Origin of the sequence: Crocosphaera sp. XPORK-15E, from assembly GCF_034931425.1 — a bacterium.
Classification (GTDB): domain Bacteria; phylum Cyanobacteriota; class Cyanobacteriia; order Cyanobacteriales; family Microcystaceae; genus UHCC-0190.
Window position 1 is genome coordinate 158,457 of sequence record NZ_JAYGHQ010000008.1, and the last position, 25,389, is coordinate 183,845.

23 protein-coding genes are annotated in these 25,389 nt (G+C 36.8%); 13 read left to right on the forward strand and 10 right to left on the reverse strand.

Annotated elements, in window-relative coordinates:
- Nucleotides 1-95: 95 nt before the first annotated feature.
- The 3 genes from VB691_RS10310 to ftsH2 form a co-directional block, all read right to left on the reverse strand.
- Nucleotides 96-704 carry a COP23 domain-containing protein gene (locus VB691_RS10310; protein WP_323291403.1) on the reverse strand — a complete coding sequence of 203 codons (609 nt, stop codon included), beginning with the start codon at nucleotides 702-704 and terminating at the stop codon, nucleotides 96-98.
- Nucleotides 705-760: 56 nt separating this feature from the next.
- Nucleotides 761-2,239 (reverse strand): protein kinase domain-containing protein, encoded by a 1,479-nt coding sequence (locus VB691_RS10315; protein WP_323291404.1) that lies wholly within the window; start codon nucleotides 2,237-2,239, stop codon nucleotides 761-763.
- A gap of 98 nt (nucleotides 2,240-2,337) precedes the next feature.
- Complete coding sequence (ftsH2, locus tag VB691_RS10320; protein WP_323291405.1) at nucleotides 2,338-4,224, reverse strand: ATP-dependent zinc metalloprotease FtsH2; 1,887 nt, start codon at nucleotides 4,222-4,224, stop codon at nucleotides 2,338-2,340.
- Between the two features lie 356 nt (nucleotides 4,225-4,580).
- On the opposite strand from ftsH2, the gene VB691_RS10325 reads away from it, so the two are divergent.
- From VB691_RS10325 to VB691_RS10335, 3 genes are all read left to right on the forward strand, one after another.
- Complete coding sequence (locus tag VB691_RS10325; RefSeq protein WP_323291406.1) at nucleotides 4,581-4,913, forward strand: DUF433 domain-containing protein; 333 nt, start codon at nucleotides 4,581-4,583, stop codon at nucleotides 4,911-4,913.
- A gap of 6 nt (nucleotides 4,914-4,919) precedes the next feature.
- On the forward strand, nucleotides 4,920-5,273 hold the full coding sequence (locus VB691_RS10330; RefSeq protein ID WP_323291407.1) for a DUF5615 family PIN-like protein: 354 nt from the start codon (nucleotides 4,920-4,922) through the stop codon (nucleotides 5,271-5,273).
- 93 nt (nucleotides 5,274-5,366) lie between these two features.
- The gene (locus VB691_RS10335; RefSeq protein ID WP_323291408.1) at nucleotides 5,367-5,957 is read left to right on the forward strand and encodes a Uma2 family endonuclease; all 591 of its coding nucleotides are present in this window, start codon (nucleotides 5,367-5,369) and stop codon (nucleotides 5,955-5,957) included.
- A 64-nt stretch (nucleotides 5,958-6,021) separates the two neighbouring features.
- On the opposite strand, the gene VB691_RS10340 is transcribed toward VB691_RS10335, so the two are convergent.
- From VB691_RS10340 to VB691_RS10355, 4 genes are all read right to left on the reverse strand, one after another.
- Nucleotides 6,022-6,495, reverse strand: coding sequence for a hypothetical protein (locus VB691_RS10340; protein WP_323291409.1), 474 nt, complete (start codon nucleotides 6,493-6,495; stop codon nucleotides 6,022-6,024).
- 130 nt (nucleotides 6,496-6,625) lie between these two features.
- On the reverse strand, nucleotides 6,626-7,228 hold the full coding sequence (locus VB691_RS10345) for a hypothetical protein (protein ID WP_323291410.1): 603 nt from the start codon (nucleotides 7,226-7,228) through the stop codon (nucleotides 6,626-6,628).
- Nucleotides 7,229-7,269: 41 nt separating this feature from the next.
- Nucleotides 7,270-7,545 carry a hypothetical protein gene (locus tag VB691_RS10350; protein WP_323291411.1) on the reverse strand — a complete coding sequence of 92 codons (276 nt, stop codon included), beginning with the start codon at nucleotides 7,543-7,545 and terminating at the stop codon, nucleotides 7,270-7,272.
- A gap of 80 nt (nucleotides 7,546-7,625) precedes the next feature.
- Nucleotides 7,626-7,886 carry a hypothetical protein gene (locus tag VB691_RS10355; RefSeq protein WP_323291412.1) on the reverse strand — a complete coding sequence of 87 codons (261 nt, stop codon included), beginning with the start codon at nucleotides 7,884-7,886 and terminating at the stop codon, nucleotides 7,626-7,628.
- Nucleotides 7,887-8,128: 242 nt separating this feature from the next.
- Here VB691_RS10355 and VB691_RS10360 point away from each other — a divergent pair, with 242 nt between their 5' ends.
- The 6 genes from VB691_RS10360 to VB691_RS10385 all read left to right on the forward strand — a co-directional run bounded on the left by VB691_RS10360 (nucleotide 8,129) and on the right by VB691_RS10385 (nucleotide 11,745).
- Nucleotides 8,129-9,565 carry a helix-turn-helix transcriptional regulator gene (locus tag VB691_RS10360; RefSeq protein WP_323291413.1) on the forward strand — a complete coding sequence of 479 codons (1,437 nt, stop codon included), beginning with the start codon at nucleotides 8,129-8,131 and terminating at the stop codon, nucleotides 9,563-9,565.
- Nucleotides 9,566-9,809: 244 nt separating this feature from the next.
- Nucleotides 9,810-10,733, forward strand: a complete 924-nt coding sequence (locus VB691_RS10365) for a hypothetical protein (protein WP_323291414.1) — start codon at nucleotides 9,810-9,812, stop codon at nucleotides 10,731-10,733.
- An 82-nt stretch (nucleotides 10,734-10,815) separates the two neighbouring features.
- Entirely contained in the window at nucleotides 10,816-11,013 is a 198-nt protein-coding gene (locus VB691_RS10370) for a DUF6888 family protein (RefSeq protein ID WP_323291415.1), read from the forward strand.
- Nucleotides 11,010-11,210 (forward strand): DUF6887 family protein, encoded by a 201-nt coding sequence (locus VB691_RS10375; RefSeq protein WP_323291416.1) that lies wholly within the window; start codon nucleotides 11,010-11,012, stop codon nucleotides 11,208-11,210. The genes VB691_RS10370 and VB691_RS10375 overlap by 4 nt, the downstream gene beginning before the upstream one ends.
- A gap of 77 nt (nucleotides 11,211-11,287) precedes the next feature.
- On the forward strand, nucleotides 11,288-11,494 hold the full coding sequence (locus VB691_RS10380; RefSeq protein WP_323291417.1) for a prevent-host-death protein: 207 nt from the start codon (nucleotides 11,288-11,290) through the stop codon (nucleotides 11,492-11,494).
- Nucleotides 11,491-11,745, forward strand: coding sequence for a Txe/YoeB family addiction module toxin (locus VB691_RS10385; protein WP_323291418.1), 255 nt, complete (start codon nucleotides 11,491-11,493; stop codon nucleotides 11,743-11,745). The genes VB691_RS10380 and VB691_RS10385 overlap by 4 nt, the downstream gene beginning before the upstream one ends.
- Before the next feature lie 42 nt (nucleotides 11,746-11,787).
- Here the strand turns inward: VB691_RS10385 and VB691_RS10390 are convergent, their stop codons facing one another.
- The 3 genes from VB691_RS10390 to VB691_RS10400 are packed head-to-tail and all read right to left on the reverse strand — an operon-like array spanning nucleotide 11,788 to nucleotide 19,079.
- Complete coding sequence (locus VB691_RS10390) at nucleotides 11,788-12,246, reverse strand: DUF29 domain-containing protein (RefSeq protein WP_323291419.1); 459 nt, start codon at nucleotides 12,244-12,246, stop codon at nucleotides 11,788-11,790.
- Between the two features lie 45 nt (nucleotides 12,247-12,291).
- Entirely contained in the window at nucleotides 12,292-15,951 is a 3,660-nt protein-coding gene (locus VB691_RS10395) for a C-terminal helicase domain-containing protein (RefSeq protein WP_323291420.1), read from the reverse strand.
- A complete protein-coding gene (locus VB691_RS10400) occupies nucleotides 15,939-19,079 on the reverse strand; it encodes a hypothetical protein (RefSeq protein ID WP_323291421.1) in 3,141 nt (1,046 codons plus the stop codon). Before VB691_RS10400 ends, VB691_RS10395 begins: the two co-directional genes overlap by 13 nt.
- 189 nt (nucleotides 19,080-19,268) lie before the next feature.
- On the opposite strand from VB691_RS10400, the gene VB691_RS10405 reads away from it, so the two are divergent.
- The 4 genes from VB691_RS10405 (at nucleotide 19,269) to VB691_RS10420 (ending at nucleotide 25,346) form a co-directional block, all read left to right on the forward strand.
- Nucleotides 19,269-21,233, forward strand: a complete 1,965-nt coding sequence (locus tag VB691_RS10405; RefSeq protein ID WP_323291422.1) for a sodium:solute symporter family transporter — start codon at nucleotides 19,269-19,271, stop codon at nucleotides 21,231-21,233.
- An 86-nt stretch (nucleotides 21,234-21,319) separates the two neighbouring features.
- Nucleotides 21,320-23,011 (forward strand): mechanosensitive ion channel family protein, encoded by a 1,692-nt coding sequence (locus VB691_RS10410; RefSeq protein ID WP_323291423.1) that lies wholly within the window; start codon nucleotides 21,320-21,322, stop codon nucleotides 23,009-23,011.
- Between the two features lie 78 nt (nucleotides 23,012-23,089).
- Entirely contained in the window at nucleotides 23,090-24,451 is a 1,362-nt protein-coding gene (locus tag VB691_RS10415) for a chloride channel protein (protein ID WP_323291480.1), read from the forward strand.
- 580 nt (nucleotides 24,452-25,031) lie between these two features.
- Nucleotides 25,032-25,346, forward strand: a complete 315-nt coding sequence (locus tag VB691_RS10420) for a hypothetical protein (protein ID WP_323291424.1) — start codon at nucleotides 25,032-25,034, stop codon at nucleotides 25,344-25,346.
- The last annotated feature ends 43 nt before the right edge of the window (nucleotides 25,347-25,389 follow it).

The window sequence follows — 25,389 nt, forward strand, 5'->3', positions numbered from 1 at the left end:
ACGATAAGGTTTCATCACAATATTGTTATTTAATTCTACTGTAGTTGATGAAGTAGGGTGTGTTAGACAGCTAAAATCCTTGCTTTAAATAGGATTTAACAATCCGTCGTAATGCACCAATTTAGATATTCAATTTGACTTTCATCAACCACAGGAAGGGTACGGATTAAGGTATCTAGATTAACTGAAGACTCCCCATCATTTCTAGGGGAATCAATATTAGGGATTTTGAATGATAGGGGGTTTCCTGTCCGAATTCCTTTATTAATATCCAAGAGTTGCCTTAAGATTAGCTTAGGATTAGCATCCTTTTTTAGAGTGACTAAAACATCCGTTTTTCCCCCTGTTTTTGTACAAGGGCCATTGCGAAATTGTGCTGGACATAAAACCGGATAATTATTGACCTCACCAGTAACAATTTCCTTCAACTTTCCAGAAGCAGCAAAATTACGAAAACGTTTAGATACTTCTTGACAACGTTTAGTATCAGTCCATCCTGATTCTTGAAAGGCCCCAGATTCCCATTTAATCAAAGCAGCTTTTCCTCTGGGAGTATCAACAAAAGTATGCCATTCTTGATTTAATTTAGCACAGAAAAATTTTGCTTTTGTGGTGCTGGCATTACTAGGATTAGGGCTAATAATATTACTAGCAAATATGACTAATAAAAGAGGGGGAATTTTAATTAATGACAAATTTTTCATCGTTCACTACCTTACTTCACACTAGGGGAAAATTAAAACAAAGATTTGCTGATTGTCTAGGGGATAAATTCTAAAGATTCGATAATCTCTAGAGCAGTTTCCTCGAATTTAGAATATTCCTTGATGGCCGCTTCATAGGTAATCAAGTAGACTTTTTCTCTATTCTTAATTGTAATCAATTTTTTTTGAATGTCAAGATTATCTTCTTTCCCTGCATAAACAATCTGGTACGCAGGATTACCCGCAAGAGTAATGGCATTAGTTGCACTAATCTTAGCAGAGGGTAAGCTGATGCTAATTTGCTCAATATTATCCTGATTAATTTCGTCAAGAGGTTTTGTTTCTTGATAAAGTTCCATAATTATTCTGGGTTCAAAATCAAACTTACTTAAAGATTTATTGGGAGTAAATTTAACAAAATCTTTGATAAAATTATTGGGTTCATTGGCTGTAAATTTCCAAGTAGAAGGATAGGTTAATTTGATACCGTAACCTGAATATTGAGATTTTATCAAAGGAGTTTTAACAAAAGGAACAGGTGTATTTTGGCCGATCTCTGCTGGTTTTTTAACAAGTAAAAAGGAAAGAAAAGCAATGATTACTAAAAGTAAAGTAATGAGACTGGATAGTAAGATAACTCCTGATTTATTGAGTGGTTGCTGAGGTGTTATTATATTGGTTTTTTGGATTTTAGTCGGCTTAATAGAAGAAAAATTAGGCAATAAATTTAACCATTTTTCAATAGTTTGTGGTCGAGCTTTAGGAAAAATAGCTAATCCTTGAATAATCGCTTGATTGAGTTCATTGGAAATTGCCGGATTAAAATTTTTAGGTTCAATTAAAGTCTCAATCTTATCTTTTCTATTTCTTGCTTCTGGGGGAGCATTCGAGGTAACACAATAATATACAGTAGCAGCTAATCCATAAACATCAATTTGTTCCCCTGCTTTACCAAATATAGGAAAAGATTGCTCAAGGGCAGTATAACCACCTGATGCAAATGCTGTCATTGGTTTGGTCTGATTAACATTAAATTCGCGGGCAATACCAAAATCAATTAATATAGCTTCATTTCTCTGCTCTCGAATCATAATATTATCAGGTTTAATATCTCGATGTAAGATATTTTGTTGATGAACCCATTGTAAAGCAGAACCAATTTGACGAATATAATTAAGAGCATCAGTTTCTAATAAAATTCCTCGATTTGCTACCCAATCATGTAAGGTTTGTCCAGGAACATATTCCATTACTAAACAAGGTAATTGTGATTCTGTAATTAAACCCAAAACCTTAACAATATGAGGATGATCCTTACATTTCTCTAAACGTTTACCTTCCTCATAAAAATCCTGACAAAACTTATCAAAAAGATGAGCAGGAATTGTCTCTTGATTAAGGGTTTTAATAACAACGCGATCGCCTCTTTGAGTGCGAGCGAGATAAGTAATACCAAATCCCCCTCGTCCTAATTCTCGTTCAATGGAGTAATTGCCTCCCTCTAATAATTTGCCAGGTGGCCAAGTTTCAGTCATTTGACGCAAAAAAAGATAATCACAAGTTATGATAGCTCAAAAAAAAAGACGCGCTTGCTGGAAGCACGCCTTTGGCGATCGCGTCTTTCTATCTATTATTAGAGAGAAGGAACAAACTGTTCTTTTTCAGGTACATGAGTATATTCAGCGACAATTTGCCGAAATTCTGCGCCGTCAATGGTTTCCTTTTCAATCAATAATTCCACCAGGCGATCGATCACTTCACGGTTATCTCGAATAAGTTGTCGGGCTAATTGATGACCTTGTTCTGCTAAAGTTCGCACCTGATCATCAATTTTCATCGCTACTTTTTCAGAATATTCTACACGGTTCATCAAACCGCCACCTAAGAATACTTCACCCGAAGAACTTTCTAAAGATAAGGGGCCTAAGTCACTCATACCAAACCGAGTCACCATCTGACGAGCCATGTCCGCAACTTGCTGTAAATCGCCTCCTGCGCCCGTTGTTACTTCATCATGGCCGAAGACTTCTTCTTCTGCGGCACGACCCCCTAAAGCCCCTGCAATGCGGGCCATGAGTTGTGATTTAGTAGTTAACCCTTGTTCTTCGTTAGGGGTAAACCAAGTTAACCCTTGTGCCTGTCCACGGGGAATTAAGGTCACTTTCTGTACAGGATCATGATCTTTTAGTAAGGTTCCGACGATCGCATGACCTACCTCATGATAGGCAATTAACCGCTTACTCTTACTATCTACCAAGGGGGTTCCTTCCATACCAGCAACCACCCGATCCACCGCATCATCAATTTCTAATAAGGTAATTGCTTCTTTACGACGACGGGCGGTTAAAATCGCTGCCTCATTCAGTAAATTGGCTAAATCTGCACCACTAAAGCCAGGAGTCCGACGGGCGATCGATTCAATACCAACATCGGGGGCCAATTTTTTGTTGCGGGCGTGAACTTCTAAGATTTCAATACGTCCTTTGAAATCAGGCGCATCTACCATCACTTGGCGGTCAAAACGGCCCGGACGCATTAAAGCAGAATCTAACACATCAGGGCGGTTGGTAGCCGCAATAATGATAATTCCTGTATTCCCTTCAAACCCGTCCATTTCTGTCAATAATTGGTTAAGGGTTTGTTCCCGTTCATCGTTACCGCCACCGATACCTGCACCCCGTTGACGGCCTACGGCATCAATTTCATCGATAAAGATTAAACAGGGGGCGTTTTCTTTGGCTTTTTTGAATAAATCTCGTACACGGGAAGCCCCAACCCCGACGAACATTTCCACAAATTCGGAACCGGAAATACTGAAGAAAGGAACTCCAGCCTCACCAGCAATGGCCTTAGCTAAGAGGGTTTTACCCGTTCCAGGAGGGCCGACTAATAAGACTCCTTTAGGAATGCGGGCCCCAACTGCTGTAAAGCGTTCGGGTTGTTTAAGGAAGGTGACAACTTCTTGTAATTCTTCTTTGGCTTCGTCAATACCTGCCACATCATCAAACATGATGCCAGTTTTGGCTTCCATTTGAAAGCGGGCCCGAGATTTACCAAAACTCATGGCTTGGCCGGGGCCACCTGGTAAGTTACTGGAACGACGGAATAAGAAGAATAAAGCCCCAATTAAGAGGATAGGGAATAATAAATTGCCTAAAAAGCCCCATAATGCCCCTTCATTACGAATAGGATGGGATTCCAGTTGTACATCGGAAGCGCGTAATTTGGCAATTAAGTCCGGTGCATTGATAGGTAAATCTACCCGTGACCGTTGTAATCTATCTTCTAATTCAGGATCGCTAGTTTGGACGATGGCAGTCTGTCCCCCTTCATAAAGATCCACACTAAGAATACGGCCTGCATCTAAGTATTCTAAGAAGCGTCCGTAGGTCATGCGAGTATTAGCCGTATTATTGCCTAATTGTCCTGATGCGGGGGAAAAGGCCCCTTGCCACAGGAAAAATCCGACCACTAAGATCGGTAAAGTCCAGAGTAATACGGTTCTCCAAGAAATTTTCATAGGTTAAGGGTTCTCGTAATTAATCAAAATTTGTTTCTCTAACACAATCCGCTGCTTTTGTCAATAGTTTCTGGATAGAAACCGCTAATTTTGCCGGAAAAGCAGATCTAACTTAACTAAATGTAACGTAATTCTCAGATTCCTGGCAAGTTATTTGTCAAGGAGCCATGGCCCCTAAGCTTAAAATCAAGCCCCGTCCCAACAGAAACGGGAAAATTAAGCTCCGGGATGAGCTTGCTGTATGGTTTTAAGATTCAGATCGAAGCGGTTGAGGGTGGTATTGTTATTTAGACTTGAGATAATATAATAGCGATATCGTCCTTGGCCTAGACCCTTCTCCATTATTTGAAACTAGCATGACTCTGGCTGTTATTACTGATCCACCCCCATTATTAATTGATGCTGACGGTGTTGTGCGTGTTGGGAAAACTCGTGTCACCCTAGATACGGTGGTGATAGCTTTTCTCGAAGGTGCTACAGCAGAGGAGATAGGAGAGCAATATACATCACTTCAACTCCCAGATATTTATTCAACCATTGGCTACTATTTAAAACATAAGGCTGAAGTTGATGCCTATCTTTTAGAACGTCAACATAAAGCAGCAACAATTCGGCAAGAAGCAGAGCAGCGTTTTAATCCAGTGGGAATACGTGAGCGGTTACTGACTCGAAGAAATCAGCATAGGTAGTCAAATATGGTTCTATTGCTTGCTGACGAGAATTTCAATAATCAGATTGTACGTGGTATTCTTCGGCAAAGTTCCCATATTGATATTGTGCGTGTTCAAGATGTAGACTTGTCAGGAGCAGACGATCCAACTGTTTTAGAATGGGCTGCACAACAAAAGCGCGTTGTCCTAACCCACGATGTTGCTACGATGATCACCTTTGCTTACAAACGGATTGAAGCAGCATTACCTATGCCTGGATTATTTGAAGTCAGTCGCCAAGTTCGAGTAGGATTAGCGATCGAGGAAATTATATTGATTGCTGAGTGCAGTCTTGAGGGAGAATGGGACGGACAAGTACGATTCTTGCCTTTACGATAATGGTTAATAGTTAATACAGTCCGCCGCAAGATAAGCGGTAAGAAGCCCGAAGTGAGATTTTATTAATAATTCCTGGAAGGAGGGATAGTAGGCATGGTAATTGCACCCCAAATAATGTCTTTAGAGGACTATTTAAACTATGACGATGATACGGATAGCCGTTATGAACTAGAGGATGGGGAATTATTAGTTATGCCGCCTGAAAGTGACCGCAATCTTCGTATAGCTTCGTTTTTATTTGCCTATTTCCTACAAATGGGAATTCCCTCCTACCGCTTAAGAATTGGCACAGAAGTAGTAGTAAGTGGTACAAGAGCAACAGTCCGTTTGCCAGATTTGATGGTACTTACGGAGGAATTAGCGATCGCTTTGCAGTCTGCTAGTCGTTCGACAGTAACAATGGATATGCCTCCCCCTCAGTTGGTAGTAGAAGTAGTATCACCAGGCAAGAAAAATGTAGACAGGGATTATCGTTACAAGCGATCGCAATATCAGGCGCGAGGAATTGCTGAATATTGGATTGTTGATCCCATAGAGCAACGGATTACGGTGTTAAGCTTGGTCGAAGGCTTATATGAGGAAGCTATATTTGAGGGGAATGGGGCGATCGCTTCGGCTTTTTTGTCAGAGTTGGGGCAAGGATCTCAGCTAACCGCAGCCCAGGTATTGCAGATCACGGAATGACGAAAACCCAAAAACAAAGCCCCGTCCCTAGAGGAACGGGTAACTTCAGCAGAATCACCAAAAATTAGAGTTTTTTGTCCGTATTATCTTGATCATTGTTATCTTTAGCCGGGGTGGTTAAGATTTCCCAAGCGGTTTTGGCCGCTTCGTTAAGGCGATCGCCAAAACTGGTCACTTCTTTAATCACGCTATTCCACTCTTTAACAATACCATCCCAATCTTTTTCTACTTCTTTTTGTACTTGTTTGATGGCTTCATCAATGCGCTCAGGATCAAAAAGTTTCCTCTGTTCAATATCTTGGCGAATTCTCCGAACGGTTTCTAGATAATTCTCACGGGCTAATTCTCCCGCTTCTTTTGCTTCAGATAAAGCTTTACCTCTAATGGCCTCAATGAGTGCTACGGTTTCTTTTTGAATCTCACTGGGGGTTTTTGGCGTTTCTCCTGTGACAACCTCTGTATCAACCGCTTTAAGTTCATCGTCTGCTTTGGTTGTCGTCAGTGCATTTTCTTGAGGAACATTTTGCTCAGTTGTCATAATTAATTTTCCCTCTAGTGGACGTTTTACTAAAATAGATAACCCATCGGTATTATAAGCCTATGGGTTGTTGGTTGATTTTATGTTAACTCATCAAACAAGAGTCTCGCGTCTTCTTACTTATAAGTGATCACTCTGGGGAAAGTGTCGGAATATTTTCAATATAGGCCCTAACCGTGTCACAAGGTGGTTCTAAATCGTGTTGCTCTACCATTTGATGATTGTTATTATGAGGTGATGGTGCAAATAAAAATCTATAATCTTCAGCAATAACTTCTTTATCACATTTATGCCATTCTTGACTATAATCTGGGGCATATTCTGTTGGATTTAACATCCGAATTGTATAATAATCTTCTGGTAATCTATCTTGGAAATAGTCTCTAATAGTCTGATTAATAATTAAATAAGATAGCGTCCAATGATGTCCATATTCATGGGCTAAAATTTCCATTAATCTCTCTAATCTTTGTGAATGAGGCAATATTTCTACAACATAAAAATTAAGAACAATTATGGCTATTACTGATTCTATCTCATTGGGATCTTCAGTAGAGAAATAAACTTTAATATCCCAATAACCACCATAGCCACTACGACCATCATTTCTAATAATGATCTTACGTAACCACTCTAATTCAACTTCGGTAGAAAGTAGCTCATCCCTGATAAATGTTTCTAATCTTTGTAATTCCTCCTTACTAAAATTACCTGTTTTGTCATTAATTTGCATAATTAAAATCCTGACATAGTTCAGAGGTAATTTTAGCATATTTAGTTTGTTTGAAGTCTGCGTTTTATAGGTTTTGGCGTTAAATCAGCAAAATCATCATGGGTATCCGTTGTAATAGGAGCGGTTGATATATGTATAATAGTTTTACCGTCAGAATCTACCTTTTTATCCGTAAAAATATGACCTGTTTCATCGTTTAATTTTCCTGACTTGATTTGTGCCAAATAGTCTTCAAGTTCTTCTATTTCTAAGGAGGATGATCCATTTTGGCGAGCTTGAATAATTAAGTTTTCTATATATTGGGTTGTAATTCGCATTGGTTAATGTATCTCCCAAAACTACTTGTAGATCAAAAAAATCTATCTTGCTAATTATATCACATCATCCCATACAATTTTTAGGGTATATTGTTATTTTGGTTGATTTCTTGTGATTGATTAGTAGGAGATGGCAGAAATTTAGATAATATAGGCATTCCTGTTGTCCCTAAGATAGTGAATAAAGTGGTGAATACAGCGATCGTACTTAATAGTTGACGATAAGATAATGATAGCTTTCCTTGGGGTAAGATGATTAGGCCTTTACTCGAAAAGATCACACCGACGCGAAAACTTTGATCGGGTTTAACAGGTCGATTTTCTTGAGGTAATTCTGACATTGGTTTAATGTTTAAGTGGAATCTATGCTTTAGTTTTATCATGAAAAATTATTCAAAAAAGGGCTGTTTAGGATGTTTGTTCCGCCCTAAACAATGGGGCAAACAGGGCAGCATCATTAACCCTAGTTGCCCTAAAATTATCGAAATAACTATGTTATGCTTTAATCATCGCTAAATGTAGAGTGGGCATTGCTCACCAATGCTGTATTATTGTTATTACTAAATAAAATGGAAGGATAACTATGAGTTTTGATAAAGTAAAATCAAGTCCCCAAGGAAAAGAGACGCTTAAAAATGCTATAAAACAAGCAGGTTTAACTCAAGAACAATTACATATACAAACATCTATTAGTCTGGATACCATTAAAAGATTAATATGGACAAAAGATCTTAAAAAGGGTATTCCTGCGAGTGTTGATAGATTTGCTGTGGAAAATATTGCTAAAGCTTTGAATCTAAAACCGACTGATATTGTTGATCCAAAAGAATGGAAAGGGGATAAACTGTTTCAATATAGACAGAAATTTAATGCACTTATTCAGGATAAACAACGGCATTTTATTGGTCGTAAGTTTGTTTTTGACGCGATAGAAAATTTTATAAATACCCATGACAAAGGTTATTTTACTATTGTTGCTAAACCAGGGGAAGGCAAAAGTAGTATTATTGCTAATTATGTTGATACCCATCCTAATTGTATTTACTATTTTAATGTTAGATCTGATAGTCAAAATCGAGCAGATCAATTTTTAGAAAATGTTTGTAAACAATTAATTAACTGTTATAAATTGGGAGATGATCAGTTATCTTTAGATGCAACAAGAGATGGTAATTATTTTAAAGATTTATTAGAAATAATTAGTAATAAACTGGCTGATAATGAAAAGTTAATTATTGTTGTTGATGCTTTAGATGAAGTTGATTTAAACAGTCAATTAGAGGGTTCTAATGTTTTATATTTGCCTCGTTATTTACCTGATAAGGTTTATTTTATTCTGAGTAGAAGGGATGAAGATGAAATTAAACATAGACTATTAATTGAAGCACCAGAAAAGATATTTTATCTACAAGATTATCCCGAAAAGTGTAAGGAAGATATTAGAACTTATATTCAAGCTTGTATAGAAACTTTTGATGATTATAAGGATAAATTGAGAATTTGGCTTGAGAGACAAGCAATAACTAAAGAGAAGTTTATTAATGAGTTGGTAGAAAAAAGCGAAAATAATTTTATGTATTTACGCTATGTTATTCCCCAAATTGCTGACGGATATTATCAAGATTTACAGTTAGAATATATTCCCCAAGGGTTACAAAATTATTATCGTGATCATTGGGGACGGATGAAAATGGATAGAATTAAAATTAATATTGTCTATCTATTAACGGTGGTTAGTCGTCCCATTTCTCGACAGTTATTATCTGAATTTGCCACAGTGGGAGAATTACAAGTGACTGAATATAGAGTACAAGAAGTTCTCAACGAATGGTCACAATTTATTGATAAAATTCCTGTTGATGGAGAAACCCGTTATAAGGTTTATCATCAGAGTTTTGCTGACTTCCTCAAGAGTGATGAAATGGTGAAAGCAGCAGGGGTTGAAATTACTAATATTCATGGGATAATTGCTGATAGATTATGGCAAGAGTTATATGGGGATGATGAGGAAGATGAATAATAATAATATTGGGTTTAACAGTGTTAAACCCCTACGATATTCCCGTAGGGGCATAATACCATTATGCCCTCCATTATGTTCTGATTTATGCCTCAATAATATTGGGTTTAACAGTGTTAAACCCCTACAATATTTCTGTAGGGGCATAATACCATTATGCCCTCCATTATGTCCTGATTTATGCCTCAATAATAGGGGGTTTAACGGTGTTAAACCCCTACGATATCAATAATGAAAAATTAAAATGAGTAAATTACTTGACAAATTTAAAGCAGCAACTCCTGAAAAACAGGAATTTATTTTAAAAGATTTGGCTAAAGAATTAGCCAAGGGTCAACAATTTGATCGGTTGTGTCAGTTATTGACAGATTTTAATTATCTTCAAGTAAAGCTAGATAAATTAGGAGTAGCAGAATTAATTGAGGATTATGATTTAGTTCAAAACCATGAAAGTTGGGAACAACTCAGATTAATTCAAAAAGCTTTGTATATGTCAGGGCATATTCTGGATAAAGATACCAATCAATTAGCAAAAGAACTGACAAGGTTATTAGTAAATTATCAACATTTACCTAATATTAATAGGTTTTTAAAAAACACTCAACAGTATCAAGATCAACCTTGGTTATGTCTGCTGAGTCCAACTATTTCCTCACCCCTTGCACAACCTTTAATTCGGACTCTTACAGGTCATAGTAGCTCAGTAGAAACATTAGAACTAACTCCCGATGGCAAAAAGGTTATTTCTGGGAGTCGGGATTACACTCTGAAAGTGTGGGATTTAGCCACAGGGAACTTAGAAAACACTCTCACGGGTCATAGTAGTATGGTTTACTCAGTGACAGTGACTCCCGATGGCAAACAGGTCATTTCTGGGAGTCGGGACAATACCCTGAAAATTTGGGATTTAGCCACAGGGAACTTAGAAAAGACTCTCACGGGTCATAGTGGTCGGGTTTACTCAGTGACAGTGACTGCCGATGGCAAACAGGTCATTTCTGGGAATGGGGACAATACCCTCAAAATTTGGGATTTAGTAACGGGAAAATGTATCGCTACCTTTACTGCTGAAGCTGACATAAATTGCGTTGCGGTTGCTGCGGATGGGGTTATTGTTGCGGGGGATAGTTCAGGAAACGTGCATTTTTTGCGGTTAATAGGAGGGTAGGGGAGAATTTAGAATTTAGAATTTAGAAGGTAGAATTATGATTATGATTATCGGTCAAGTAATCGCACTATAATAATGATCAATGATTCGAGGTAAAGATACTTTGCCAACCCCAGAACAAGGATTAGTTTGCATTAGATTATGTCAATATCTAACAACTTTTTATCATTCAATTGAGCTATTACGTTTTGATGAACGGGACAGCATAATATTTATCTTTGCTGGAGAAGAACTGCAAATACAAATTGATCACAATGGTTTATGGAGATTTATTCAATGAAAGTCGATTTTCAACGTATGAGTAAAGCAGAATTAAAAGCTTATGTCCTTACCCATAAAGAAGATACGGAAGCTTTTTATGCTCTTGCTGATCGCCTCAAAACAGATAATCAAGACGTACCTTGGTATCCCTCTCCCACTACACCAGAAGCGATCGCTATTATGGAACAAGCTATTAATCAACATTTTAACCATTAAAAGACCAGGCGATCGCTAAATAATGCGATCGCACCATAATAGTTGTAGGAAAAACTCAATTGAGGTGTTAACAACCAATGAACTCCACTGATATTCAATATGTATCCGATGAACAAGGAAAAACCGTTGCAGTTATTGTTCCTATTGATTTATGGAATGATATAGCATCCGAAAGAGAAACCGCTTATTTAATGGCAAGTCCAAAAAATGCAGAGAGATTAAATACAGCAATAGAACAACTCAGAAGTGGCAAAGGTATCGAAAGAGAGTTAATTGAAGAATGATTCTAAAATGGTCGGAACAAGCTTGGCAAGATTATTTATACTGGCAACAAATAGACAAAAAAATGACCAAGCGTATCAATAAATTGATTGAGGATATTAAACGTCATCCCTTTGAAGGAATGGGAAACCCTGAACCGCTTAAACACAATTGGTCAGGTTTTTGGTCACGTCGTATTGATCAAGAACACCGTCTAGTATATGCTGTAGAAAATCAGGACATTCTGATTGCTCAATGTAGATATCATTATTGATTATTTGTCAAGCGATCGCATAAGAAGAATAAGTTTATGTCATTACTTTGGTAAAAAGTCAAAATCTAAAGTTTCTTCCTGAGTAAAAAGACTAATATTAGGAAAATTTTCAAGCAGTAAACCAGTTTCAATACTCGCTTGTTTTACCGCATATTCATAACATTCATTAAACACTTCCTGATAATAAACTTTCAAACTAGGACTAGATTGAAGGGTTTTTACAAGTCTCCTACGGTGTTCAAAAATAGAAGATAACCAGCTTTTAGAACGCTTTTCTGGTTGATATTGGTATTTTAATAAGTGCATTAAAACAACAATGAGATTACTTTCTAGTGCGTGTTTTTCACTCCTTCCCATTGCTTCAATTTCTTCAATTAAATTTTCATAGTCAAGTTGATTAAGTTGGCGATCTCGTAATAACTTAGCAGTTGTTTCTAACCACAAATAAAAATCTTTTTCGTAAAGAGTAGGAGTTATGTAATTGACTTTTGTAGTGATCATTGATTTTATTTTTAATCATAACACATTTTTTTGTTTTTTTGACATTTAGTTATCTGTTGTGGAAAGAATTAAACTTAAAACATTAATTTCATGAGAATTCAAAAAATATTTATCAGTAAATAATTTAGTTCTCATTTCATTTAAACTATAACTTCTAAAGACAATAAAGGGAAATTCTTGATATTGATGACCAATGGGTAAGGTATGGGTGACTGGGTAGAGTGAATGAATATAATAACTGAGAATATCTCTAAATTTATGTTCGCTTGATTCTTCTTCATTATCTATAAAATATTGTTCTATAATTTCCGCACTAATAAAAGCAAATAAAGGAATAGCATAATATTGATCTAAATATGTACTGTGTTGTTCAAGGGTTTGAGTTTTATTCGGTTTCTCCGATAAGATTTTGATAAAGTCTATCGCATCTTTAATCGATGATTTTAAGTTATCTGGAAGTTTTTTACTATACTGAAGATCTTTGAGGTTTTTGATTAATTGTTGATAATTTAATTGTTGTGGTTTTTGCTCAAGTTTTATTTTATATCTTTCTTTTATCTTTTTATCAATAATGGGAACGACTAATAAACTACCACTTATATGACTGCTTTCCAGAGGAAAATAGTTTAATAATTCATAAAAACTATGAGTAATAATTTGTAGAAAGTTATCTGATAATTCAGAACGGAAATCGAGATAAGATACTCCTGATTTAGATTGAGATTGAGATTTAACCGAATCATTCAAAACAATCTCACATTCTCTTAAAATATATTCAAGGTAACTGTAAACCTGTTCTAATTGTTGATAATTTGCATATTTTTTATGTTCTTTTCTAAGCTGTTTAATAAGACTATTAATCTTACTGCTAAAGGTTTCACCAGCAGCAGAAATAGATTTACCTCCAATGGGAATCATTAAAAAATCATTCTTACCAATTTTTCCTGACCCCATAATTCTAGTCATAATTGATGTTTTTAAGATCAATAAAATATTGATCAGTGATAAAACACTTTCTTGAATCGCTAACTGACGATTTTCCTTGTCTTCTTCCCCATCATAAATTGCTTGTTCAGCAAGATAAAATATTAATTGTTTATCCTGTTGATCAATATCTTTATTTCCTCTCCCTCTATAAATAACTTGAATCACTTCCATTAAGTTTTTTTCAATTTCAAATCTAGGAATTTCAACCAGAATGTGTTTAACTTTGGGAAAAGATAATCCGCGACTTGCAGAAGCAGTCGTAAAAATTACTTTAAGTGTATCTTGATTTAGATATTTATTAATTTCTTTTTTATCGCTATCAGATAGACTCGCATGAATTTCTAGATAATGTTTTTGATATTCAAATTCTTGAGACTTTTCAATGTTTTCAATTAAATCTTTTAATCTTCCTTTATCCTGAATATAAACAATAATTTGTTCTAAAGGATAGGTTCTCAAAAGTTGTTGTATGTCTTCTATTATTTGATTTTGAATTGCTTTTTTTAAGGCTTTTTCTTTATAAATTTGCTCATCAAATTCGAGGGATTCAATAAAAACCTTATAGGTGATATTTAAACAGTTAGCAGGATAGGAATTAGTGTTAATAATAACTGCGGGTTTCTGCTTAAACTCAAAATCCTGTAATGATAAAGGTAAAGAATTAGAAGCTTGTCTAAAAAAGATTTTATTTGGTTCTGGTGAACTATCAGAAAGATGATTCGTAATGACATCTGGATCAACAATAGAAGCATCAGCAACAATTATTTTAGTATTAAATCCATATTTGCTATTCAATAAATTAAACTGTTTGTCAATAATTTTCGTAATTCCATGAAGAAAAGAAACTCCGCTTTCATCTCCGGTAATTTCATCTATCATAAAAAATAAATGCTTAATTCTCTTAGCTATCTTTTCCATCTCACCATCAATAACCTCTCCTTTTCTTGAATTATAAGCACTAGAAAATATTCTTGATAAATTTGTTATGGTATCTCCTTGATGATTTTTTTGATATGATTGCATCGCTACAGTCGCAACAATATTATTAGATTCTTGTTGACTAATTAGAGTATTTATCGCTTCAGCAATACTGCGTAAAACGCCTTTATTATTGTTACCTTGATCTTTTAGTATATCTTCACTGTGACGATAAATTCTGGATTGGTTTAAATACTCTAAGTCTAATTCTGATTTTTGGTTAATAAAATGAATATTTTGTCTGATAAATTTATCCTTTGGGTGTAAATTTGAAAGATAATTAACAGTAATTTGTCCTTTATTTCTACTAATTAAATGAGAATTAGTAGTCATAGTGAAAATGCGATCATCACAGAGTTGATGACTTTCTTTGTCGCTAAATTTTTCAATAATATCTAAATTTACTTGTATTCTTGGACTGATATAAAGTAATAAAAAGCCTTCTTTTAAAATTCTTTCTTGCTTTAAAAATTCAGTAATAGCAGTTGTTTTACCAATTCCAGGATTTCCTGTTAAAAAAATATAACTTTTATCAGATTCTAATTCTCTCTTAATCAATTCTTGATGTGCATTTCTTAGATCTAAATTAGAATCTAAATTGAATTGTTTAGCAATATTATCAGGAATCTTAGAAATAGGACTATAAAAATCATCTATTTTCTCTTGATGAACAAAAGAAGTAATCCCATTCTCAGGAATATTTAACATAGGATAGAGAAAGTTTTTTCCATCCTTAAAGCTGTTTGCTGCTTTGCGTTTAATCACGTCTAAAATATTTTTACGTGCAGTTGAAATTTGTTGACCTTGGGGTTTATTTTTATAAATATGGTGACAAGTTTTGAGGATATCTAAATTGTCCTGACTATTATTCAGCGTCATCGAACTAATACCGCGATCGCTATATCCAAGAATATTAAAAGTTAGAGAAATATCATCTTTGAGAAGATTATGATAACCAAGAAATTGAAAGAAACTATAAGCATAACTTCCCGCTTGTATCATTTTAACGATTTCTTTGTCTTTAGTAATAAAAGCAGTGTAATGAGTTGCTAAACTGTCAGATAAATTAATTCCTGGATTTTTAGTATCTAACCCCAACTGAGAAAAAACGCTTTTCCTTTTTAAATAACTAATTTCTTTTAGTAAGATTTTTTTTAGGACTTCAATACTGTGAACATCATCTAATTCATAAATTTCTTTAATAGAAAATATTGAATAATCAAGACATAAGATATTATATTGATTTTTAGATTTAACCAGCATTAAAGTATCTGCTTTTAAAAATTCTCCCCTCTCTTTATATTGATCAATATGTTCTACATTTTTTAACTGAGAAAGAACGGCTTTATATCCTGCTGTTTCTCCTTTATCAGTATAAGTTCCTAAACTATTATCACCATGAAAATAACATTGATAATAAATAATTTCTAACTCCTTATAATTATCTCGTTTGACTCCGATTGCATCTAGGTATTCTTGAAAAAAGTTTAATCCAGATAAAAAAGATTTTTGCAAAAAAAATAGTACCCACTTTTGGATGATTTTTCGATCTGAGTCACTATTTATATTTTCACTATCCGCTAGTTTTTTAATGATTCGTGGAAATTTTAACTGTTGTAAATCTTGGGAGTATAAATCACCAAAACTATTTTTAATATCGTTTTGTTTAATATAAGTCAGGAGTCCAATATTGAACCCAACTTCAAACAAAAATCCTAATTTTTCTCCTAACTTTGACATAACTCTGTTTCCTCATTATCTGGTTTAATATTTAACAATCTTCTGACTTCTGCAAGAAAAGCTAGGGAATTAAACTCAGTTTTATTATTACTATGTTTAAAGATTGATAATGCACCCACAGAGTCATCACCAATTAGTTTTTTATAAGGATCTAATTTTAAATTAATTTTCCCTGACGCTGCTTCATACCGAGAAAAATGAAAAAGTGTCAGATAGTTAAGCAGATCAGTTTTCATCTGATTATCATTAATTAATCCTAAACGAATATCCATATCATCTAAAATTCCCTCATAAATATTTAATAAGGTTGTATAAGATATGACTCCATTATAGTGAGTATCTTTAGCGATAGTAATACCATTAAATAAATTAAAAAATACAAGTGATTGTTGACTAGAATCTTCCATAATTGTCAGTAATTCTGAAGGATCTTGAATATAAAGAGAATTTACTTCTAGTTGAGCATTTTTAACTTTAACAGCAGAATATTTATCAAAGAAAATGGGATAAATTTTAATGTCTTCTTTATCTCCTTTTAAAGCTCGAATAATTTGGGGTGACATAAAAAATAGGTCTTTATCTGTTCCTGTAATGTTTAAAGAACTAGAATAGGGAGATTTTGCAATATATAAAAAATGACGATAACCTTGCTTATAAAGTTCATTTACTTTCTCAATTAAAATATCAGGGTTATTATGGATCTGTTGACTATTATAATTATTAGCAAAAGTTCCTTGATTATACAGTCTAATTGTCTGATCTTTTTTCTGATCTTTTTGACGATATAGACAAATGACTTCTCCCATCATATTAGTAATTTTATAATCATGTTGATGATGGCGATCGCATTCTCGACTAGAAACAACAATGATCGCTAATTTATCTAATTTAGGTCTATAATTATCAAAAGAAAAGATTTTAGGAAGAATAGAATAAAGGGAACTTAGACTATTACGAATTTTAAATGTATTAATGTTCTTAATACAAAATCCTTGAGAACTAAAACGATGCTTTTCATTGAAAATATGAGATAAAACATAAGAACAAGATCTCATGAATTTTTCTTCTGGTGAAGCATCTTCCCCATCAGTCAAATGGAGACGTAATAAAGGAATAAATAAGGGGTTTTTTGCTTCATCTAAGAAGACTTTCAAGCTAATATATTTTAATAAAGAAAAAGTTAGCTGATACCAAAAAGCTTTAGGATTATCTGCATTATTAAAAATTTCTTTTTTGAGACGTTCATAGTTATAATAACAAACAATAAGGTTATTCTCTTTAAAATTATCGTTATAAATTGTTTGACATCGATTTTCTTTGGGAAATAAAACAATAGGGATAGTTTTTATGTCTCGTAAATCATACTCCATACGAAATGTCTGCTTTTCTTGAGTTGGAAAGTAGCGAATATCATTGATTTTCATCTCAACTGTAAGACGACACAATGATTCACTATTAACCGATGCTTTATCAATAGAAATATATTTTAAAGCAGCTTTAGTATTTAATCCTGGTTTAAATAAGGTATTATTACTATCTATAGTATCTGCATCTTTTTCTAAAATACCTTTACTAACACTAATTTTAAGGTCATATTTTCCCGTCTTTAAAGAATTAGGGTTTTTAATTAAGTCTGTCAATAAAGATTTTAGTCTATTAATTTTAACTGGGATATTATATTGTTCAAATCCTTTTTTAATTTGATTAAATAAGTTCTTTTTCTTTTGATCATCAGAACCCTTAAGAATTGGCAAAATAAATTGTTCAAATCCTTTTTGTGGATCATAATTTAATTCTGAAGATCTTTCATAATCATCAGCTAAAGGATTACTACGAGAAGCAAAAACAAAGTAATATAAAAAGACAATTTTTAAGGCTTTTGTTATCAGTTTACTTTTCTCAATTTCATTTCCTAATTTATCTTTATTTTCTTTGCTATCTAAATCAAGACAACTAAGATGATAATTAAAAGAATCAATTCCTCCTTCTGTCTGTACTTTGCCATTTAATTTTAATTTTAATCCAAAGACAAACTCTTGTTGTTCCTTATTTTTATCGTTAATTTCTCCTAAGTAACCTTCTATTTTAGGAATAATTGGCAAATATTCAAAAGCATAAGAAGTGTTGAAAAATTCCCGATAATTAACGTCCACTCCTTGATAATAAACTTTATAATATTCATCAGGTTTATTTTTATCATTAATATAAGTTTCTATCATCTCAAGTCGTCTGATTAAATCTTTGAGATAAATGGCATTATCTTTAGTTTTAACTTGCTCATATAAAAAATATAAATATTGAATTTTAGCAGCTTTTTGAAGTTTACCTAAAGCTTCTTCTACCATCAGCTTTTTGATTAAACCAATTCCATTATCTTGCTGATCTTGATTTTCAAATAAACTTTCAAGAATTTCTTTTAAGTTTTCTTGCTCATCTTCAGAGAATCTATTTTTATCGTCTTCTTCACCATCAATAAAATTCGCTAAACTATTTTTTAATTCAGCTAAAAAACTGGTTGGTTTTTTGACATTAATTGTTAGCTTATGAAACCTTAATAATGGCTTAATATCTGGATGATCTTTGGGAACAGTTAACCGTTGCTTTTGTAAATCATTATTTTCCTTATCAAAAGGATAATTAAACCCTAATTTGTTATTTTCTATGGCTCCTTTAAAATCAGTTAAAGGTATTGCTATACTATCTATATATTCTTGAATTGATCGACTTTGATTGTCAGGTTTACGTAAAGATTTTTGCAATAAATGCTTGATTTTTTTCTGAATATTTTTAAGCTGACTGCTAAACTGATTTTCTAAATCTGTTCTTAAGTTAATAGAAGCACATTTAGTACCTTTAGCTGTATCACTAAAAGGACTAGCAATAGATAAACAAGCAACTTGATAAGCAATTTCATCAATATTCATTAGAAGTCGCTTACCGTCCTCAGACACTTTAAAAAGTTGCTGAGATTTATCACTTTGTAAAACTTCAATAATTTTGTTCAGTATATCACTATAATCCAAACTAACTAGATTATTACTATCTTCTCTTAAAGTATTACCATTATTAGCCATTTTATTGTCATCCGTAATATGAATAATTTTTACAGAAGCTACTTGTAGGGACAATTCATGAATTGCCCCTACAAAAAACACAAATTAGGTCGCCGTTGCGTCATTCCTAATAGTTATTATTCCCAATATTAAAGCTAAAATTATCATCGATAAAAATGTAAAGATTTATTAATCGAGATAGCTTGACTAATTGGCACTAGGAGTGTTATGCTTCTGCCCTAATCCCCTTATGGTCTAACGCCTATGCAACCTATTGATTATCTCATTATCCTAGTTTACTTAATTGTTACGCTGATTATTGGCTTTATGCCCCTTTTATTTCGCAAAAGAAAAGATATTAGTTATTTCCTGTTTAATAAAAAAGATATTCCTGGTTTATGGCGTTCATTACGCAGAAATGATGATCAACAAAGTTTAGAAGACTATCACTTAGGAAATTTCCCCTGGTGGGCGTTAGGGGCTTCAGGAATGGCTTCTAATGTGGATATTGCTGGAACAATGGTTATTGCTGCCCTGGTTTATGCCTTGGGAACTCAAGGCTTTTTTATTGAGATTCGGGGCGGAATTGTGCTAATTATGGCATTTTTAATGATTTTTATGGGAAAATGGACAAGAAGGGCAGTTATTACTGAAAATGGAAAAGAAAGGCGAGTCATGACGACGGCAGAGTGGATGATTTTCCGCTTTGGAAAAGGCAAAGGGGGAGATTTTGCCCGTCTTATTAGTGCTGTTTCTAATATTGTCTTTGCTATTGGGGCAATGAGTTATTTTTCCATTGGTGGCGGTAAATTTATTGGCAATTTAATGGGAATTGATGATCGCTTTGCTTCAATATTATTAGTGGTTTTAGCAGCAGTTTATACCATCGCTAGTGGCTTTAGTGGAGTAATTTGGACGGATGTTTTTCAAGGGCTATTAATTCTTAGTGCAGTCATTTATATTTCCTGGTTATCTTGGACAACGGTGACACTCCCTGAGACATTTTCCGTATCTATTCCTGATGGTGATAGTTTCTTGATTAAGGATTGGAATTTTGCAGACTGGAGTAATATTTATCCTCCTTTTACAGCAGATTTGCCTGGTAATTATGCAATTTTTAATCTGTTTGGTGGAGTCATATTATTTTACCTCCTCAAAACAGTAATTGAAGGTTGTAGCGGGGCAGGAGGATATATGGCTCAACGATATTTTGCGGCAAGAAGTGAACAAGATACTGCATTTTTATCTTTGTTTTGGATTGTTTCAATGGCCTTTCGTTGGCCCCTGATTGCTGCTTTTGCTATGTTAGGGATTCACTATGGTTTAACTCATAGTTCACCTATTACTGACCCTGAATTAATCTTACCCATTGTCATCAATACTTATGTTCCTACAGGTTTAAAAGGATTATTGGTCGCTTGTTTTATGGCCGCCGCAATGTCAACTTTTTCCTCAATTATTAATGCGAGTGCTGCTTATTGGACAAATGATATATATGAACCTTATATGCTCAAAAAGCATCAAAATCAAGGGACTCAAATTGATTCTGAAGAACACAATAAAAAATTAGTTTTTCAAAGTCGTTTAGCTTCTATTTTAATTGTTGGGGTCGGGTTGTTTTTTAGCTTTAATTTGAGTAATATTAATGAGATTTGGGGTTGGTTATCTTTGGGGTTAGGAGTTGGATTAGGAATTCCTCTATTATTACGGTGGTATTGGTGGGAATTTAATGGTTATGGGTTTGCTTGGGGAACTTTAGGGGGAATGATTGCAGCAATTCTGACGAAAGCGGTTATTTTACCCTTAACAAATAATCCTCAAAATCAAGAATATATTCTCTTTTTTGTCCCTGCTATTTGTTCATTATTAGGCTGTATTATTGGCACTTATGCAACTCCCGAAGCCTATAAAACCGATAAAAAAGTAGTCGAAAATTTTTATAATACAACCAAACCTTTTGGCTTCTGGGGAGAATTTAGTAAAGGGTTAACGAGAGAACATAAATTTGATATTATATCTACGTTTATTGCTGTTCCTTGGCAACTATCTCTATTTTTGTTAGGGATGATGATTATGATGAAGAATTGGGACAATGTTAAAATATTGGGGTTAGGATTTTTCTTGTTATCCATTGCTTTATATTTTACTTGGTTAAGTCCTATCATCAAACAATCATTAAGAGATAACAAAAAAGCAAAATTGAAGGAGATGGAGGAAATTTCCTCGTAACCTTTACTAACTTAAAGAAAGGGTGATAACATTGTCTATAATAGTTTTTCCGACCGATTGATCGCCACATCGCACTTCACTAGGCCATGAAAAGATTCCGCAACGTTCTTATCGGTTTTTGTCTTGCTTTGTTCCTCGTACTGGGTCTTTCGATAACGGGATACGCTCAACAACAAACCCCCAATCCTAGCCCGTCACCACAGGCTACCCTAGAAACCCTTGGAGAAGGTTTTCCCGTAACCATAGACGGTTATACCCTCTTTCCGGTGCATCACGGTACAGGGCCGTTGAACGCGGAGGAGAGAGCGCTCTCTATCTCGCGACGGATCGAGAAAATTGCCGCGGATCACAGTCTTTCTCCGAATGATCTGACGATTCGAGTCGATCCGACGGATAACTCCCCCTCGATTATTTTAGGGGATAAGGTGATCCTCACCGTTACCCCCCAAGATGCCAAACTGTATCAGGGAACCCAGACGCAAATAGCGAACCACGCGCTAGAGGAAGTGAAAACGGCGATCAAACGCTACCGGAGCGCTCGCCAAGCCGATCATTTATTACGGGGCGCGATCTATACAGCGATCACCACGGTGGTGTTATATTTATTAATCGCCGCGATTCTATTCCTATCGGAGCGAATTTTTTTCGCGATCCGACGGGTGATCGTCTCGCTAGTTCCGGGATGGGGAATTCAGAGTTTTGAAATCCTGTCACCGGAGAGAATCGGGAATATTGTTCTGCGGATTCTGAAATTCCTTCGCTTTCTGGTAATTTTAACCTTAGTTTGTTTCTATTTGACTTTCGTACTACGGTTCTTCCCGTGGACGAGACCATTCGGCGATAACTTTCTCACCTATTTCCTCGATGCGATGGATCTGGTCGCTAAACAGATCGCCATTTATCTGCCGAATCTTTTCATCGTCGCTATCATCGCCGCGATCACCTACTATGTTCTGAAAACGATCCGACCATTTTTTACGGCGATCAAGCAGGGAAATCTTCGGGTGCAGGGGTTTTATCCCGACTGGGCGGGGCCGACCTATAATATTTTGCAATTCCTCATCATAGCTCTAGCCACGATACTCGCGTTTCCCTACCTGCCGGGGTTTTATTCTCCCGCGTTTCAAGGGATATCGGTTTTTATCGGGATTTTATTTTCCCTCGGTTCCACTTCGGTGATCTCCAATATCGTCGGGGGAGTGATTTTAATCTATACCCGCGCGTTTCAACTGCGGGATGTTATCTCGATCGGCGATGTGACGGGAGACGTGATCGAGAAAACGTTATTAGTTACCCGCGTCCGTACTCCCGCGAATCGCATCGTCACGATCCCGAATTCGGCTCTTTTAAATACGAACGTGGTGAATCTTAGCGTCTCCCAGAGGGAATTTGATCGTCCCCTGATCCTTCAAACCACGATTACGCTAGGTTACGATGTGCCGTGGCGAAAGGTTCACACTGTCCTCATCGACGCGGCACTAGCGACAGAACATATTCTCGCCGATCCCGCTCCTTTCGTCCTGCAATCGAGTCTCGATGATTTCTCAGTGGCCTATCAGTTAAACGCGTACACCGATCAACCGCAATTGTTTCCAATTATCTATTCGGAACTACATCAGAATATGCAGGATAAATGTAACGAAGTTGGGATCGAGATCCTATCTCCCAATTATTTCGCCCTTCGCGATGGTAATCATTCAACCATTCCCGAAAATTATCTACCGACGGATTATCAAACGCCGACCTTTGGAATTAATTCGGGGAATCGGAACGGATAAGTTTTTTAATGCACTCGGATGAGTGAAAACCCCTAAATTTAAGAATTGACAAGCATTTCAACGATCACGAAGAAATATATGGCAAATAGCAATTTACTACGTCTGTTTAAGGGAGTCGGCACATGGGCGATCGGTGGTTCCCTCGGAGGGTTGGTTGGCTCCCTGACTGCGGTGATGCTGACTCAAGCGATCAAGCAAGTTCTCGATTTCGTCTCCGGCCTAGGGACTCTCTGGATGCTGCTTCTGCCACTGCTCGGTGTTACGTTAGCGGTACTGGTACTGAACGGACTAGGTAAGGGCGCGCCCTTACAAACATTAGCTCCGCTTCAGGACGAAAATCTTGATCGGCCTGCTAAACTGAGTTGGTACATTTTCCCTCATGATGTCGCTCGAGCCGATCTGACCGGTGACGTGGTGAACACGGCCGGAGTAGAGGAGCGGTTTCCTTGGAAGCGGGCCCCGTTGCGCGCCCTCGCCATCTTGTCCACGGTCGGGTTGGGAGTGGCGATGGGAACCGAATCCCCTGCGGCCCATATCGGCGTAGCGACAGGAGTCTGGGTGGGTAGCCGCAATCCAGGACTAGGCTGGCTGGTACGTCCCTCCGCGATCGGTGGTGGTGCGGCGGCGGTGTCAGCCCTAATGGGTATCCCTCTGGTGGGTAGCTTCTTCATGTTCGAGTTGGGGCTGCGCCGAAAAATTCCCCTTACCCCGGAACGGGCGGCCGCGATGTTAGCGGGGGGACTAATGGGTTGGGGGGTCAACATTGTCTTCAACCTCAGTCTGATCCGGCTGGTCGTGCCTAGGGTTCCCCCTGCTGACTTGTGGAACGCGGTGGGGGCCGCGTTGTTCATCGGAGCACTCGCGGGTGTTATTACATCCCTATCGGGCGAGGCGATCTACTGGGCTAGAGGCTTACAGACCCGTCCGGCTGTTCGTCTGCTGTTCGGGGGTCTGGCCATGCTGGTGCTGGCACTCGTGATAGCACAAATCGCATCTCCGGCGGCGGCTTTCGGTCCGGGTGGAGCGGCCATCGTCTGGGCCGAAACCGCAGATCCTACCCCTTACCACCTGCTGGCAGTATCCTTGCTCCGAGCGGCATTCACCACTGCCGCGGTTGTGGCGGGAGGGTGTGGTGGAGTGTTTGTACCTTTCCTAGCGATCGGTGACTTGGGGGGCCGGGTGTTCGCTGATGCCTTCGGGGTGTCATCGGATCTGGCGGGGGCGGCCGGGGCGGCGGCCGGGATCGCCGGTGGCTATCGGCTACCTCTGACAGCCATGGCGATGGTGCAGGGGGTCGGTGGCCCGACAGGCTCCACCCTAACTTGCCTCGCAACGGTTGGGGTCGCTACTTTTTCGGGATTGATAGCCGCGCGGACGGCCGATAAACTCTCTGATTCCTTACGCGCGGCGATCGGCAAGAATCCATCGTCGAAGGACTAATATTACCGAAAAATTAGGGGTTCAAGCCCCACATTTTATGGCGCACAGTCCCGACAACCCCTGCTATAATGATACTACGACTTCAAATGCTCAATAGTCAGGAACCTCAGCCCTTTAGGCATGAGGCTTGAAAGAGAAATCTAGCAAGCCATTCTGACCAGACCACCCTGAGCTTGTCGAAGGGTAGCCGTTACTTGAGTCAAGACACCCTGCGGATGCGAAGCTAGTCCCCTGCTCTGTCGTTGAAAGTTAAACAGTCTTAAGGTCACTGAGACAGTGCTTTCAGCCTAACAAGCTCTTGTAACAGGTCGAAGCTAACATTACCCCAGAAATGGGAGGCTCACGCGGGTTGTTCATGGGGGAAACCCCCAAGACCACACCCGCTCCTTAAGAGCAAAACATTATGCGTACAGGGTTGTAAGGTTTGAGATGGTAATTGTCCCATTGAAAGTGCAATACAAAAGCACACCGAATCAAGCAACCCCAAGGCGGTAATGGGACAAATACAAAGCCGTCCTCCGCTATCGCGCTTAGGACGGGGTTTCTACCCAATTTTCTGATGATAGGGAGTAACAATCTAATGAGTAATAGTAGTTTTTTTACGGATTCTCAAAAACAGTTTAATGAGTCGAACCAAAAGCTTTTAAAACTCTGGGAAGAGTCCCAAACTGAGTTGTTTGAGTCACAGCAAAAGCTTATTTACAAATTGATAGATAGTATGGATGGTGGGACAAGTCAGACAAGTTTCCCGGAAAGCTTAGAGAAAGCTCTAGATTTTCAACGAGAACTCATCAATTCTTCCCTCAATGCTCAACAAGTAACAGCGCATTTAGCAATAGAAACCCAAAAGCAATTATGGGATAGCTTTTTCCAAATGACGAAAAAAACAGCCTAGAATCAGGGCTGTTTCATTCTCGAAAAAAGTTGTCATTGCGAGC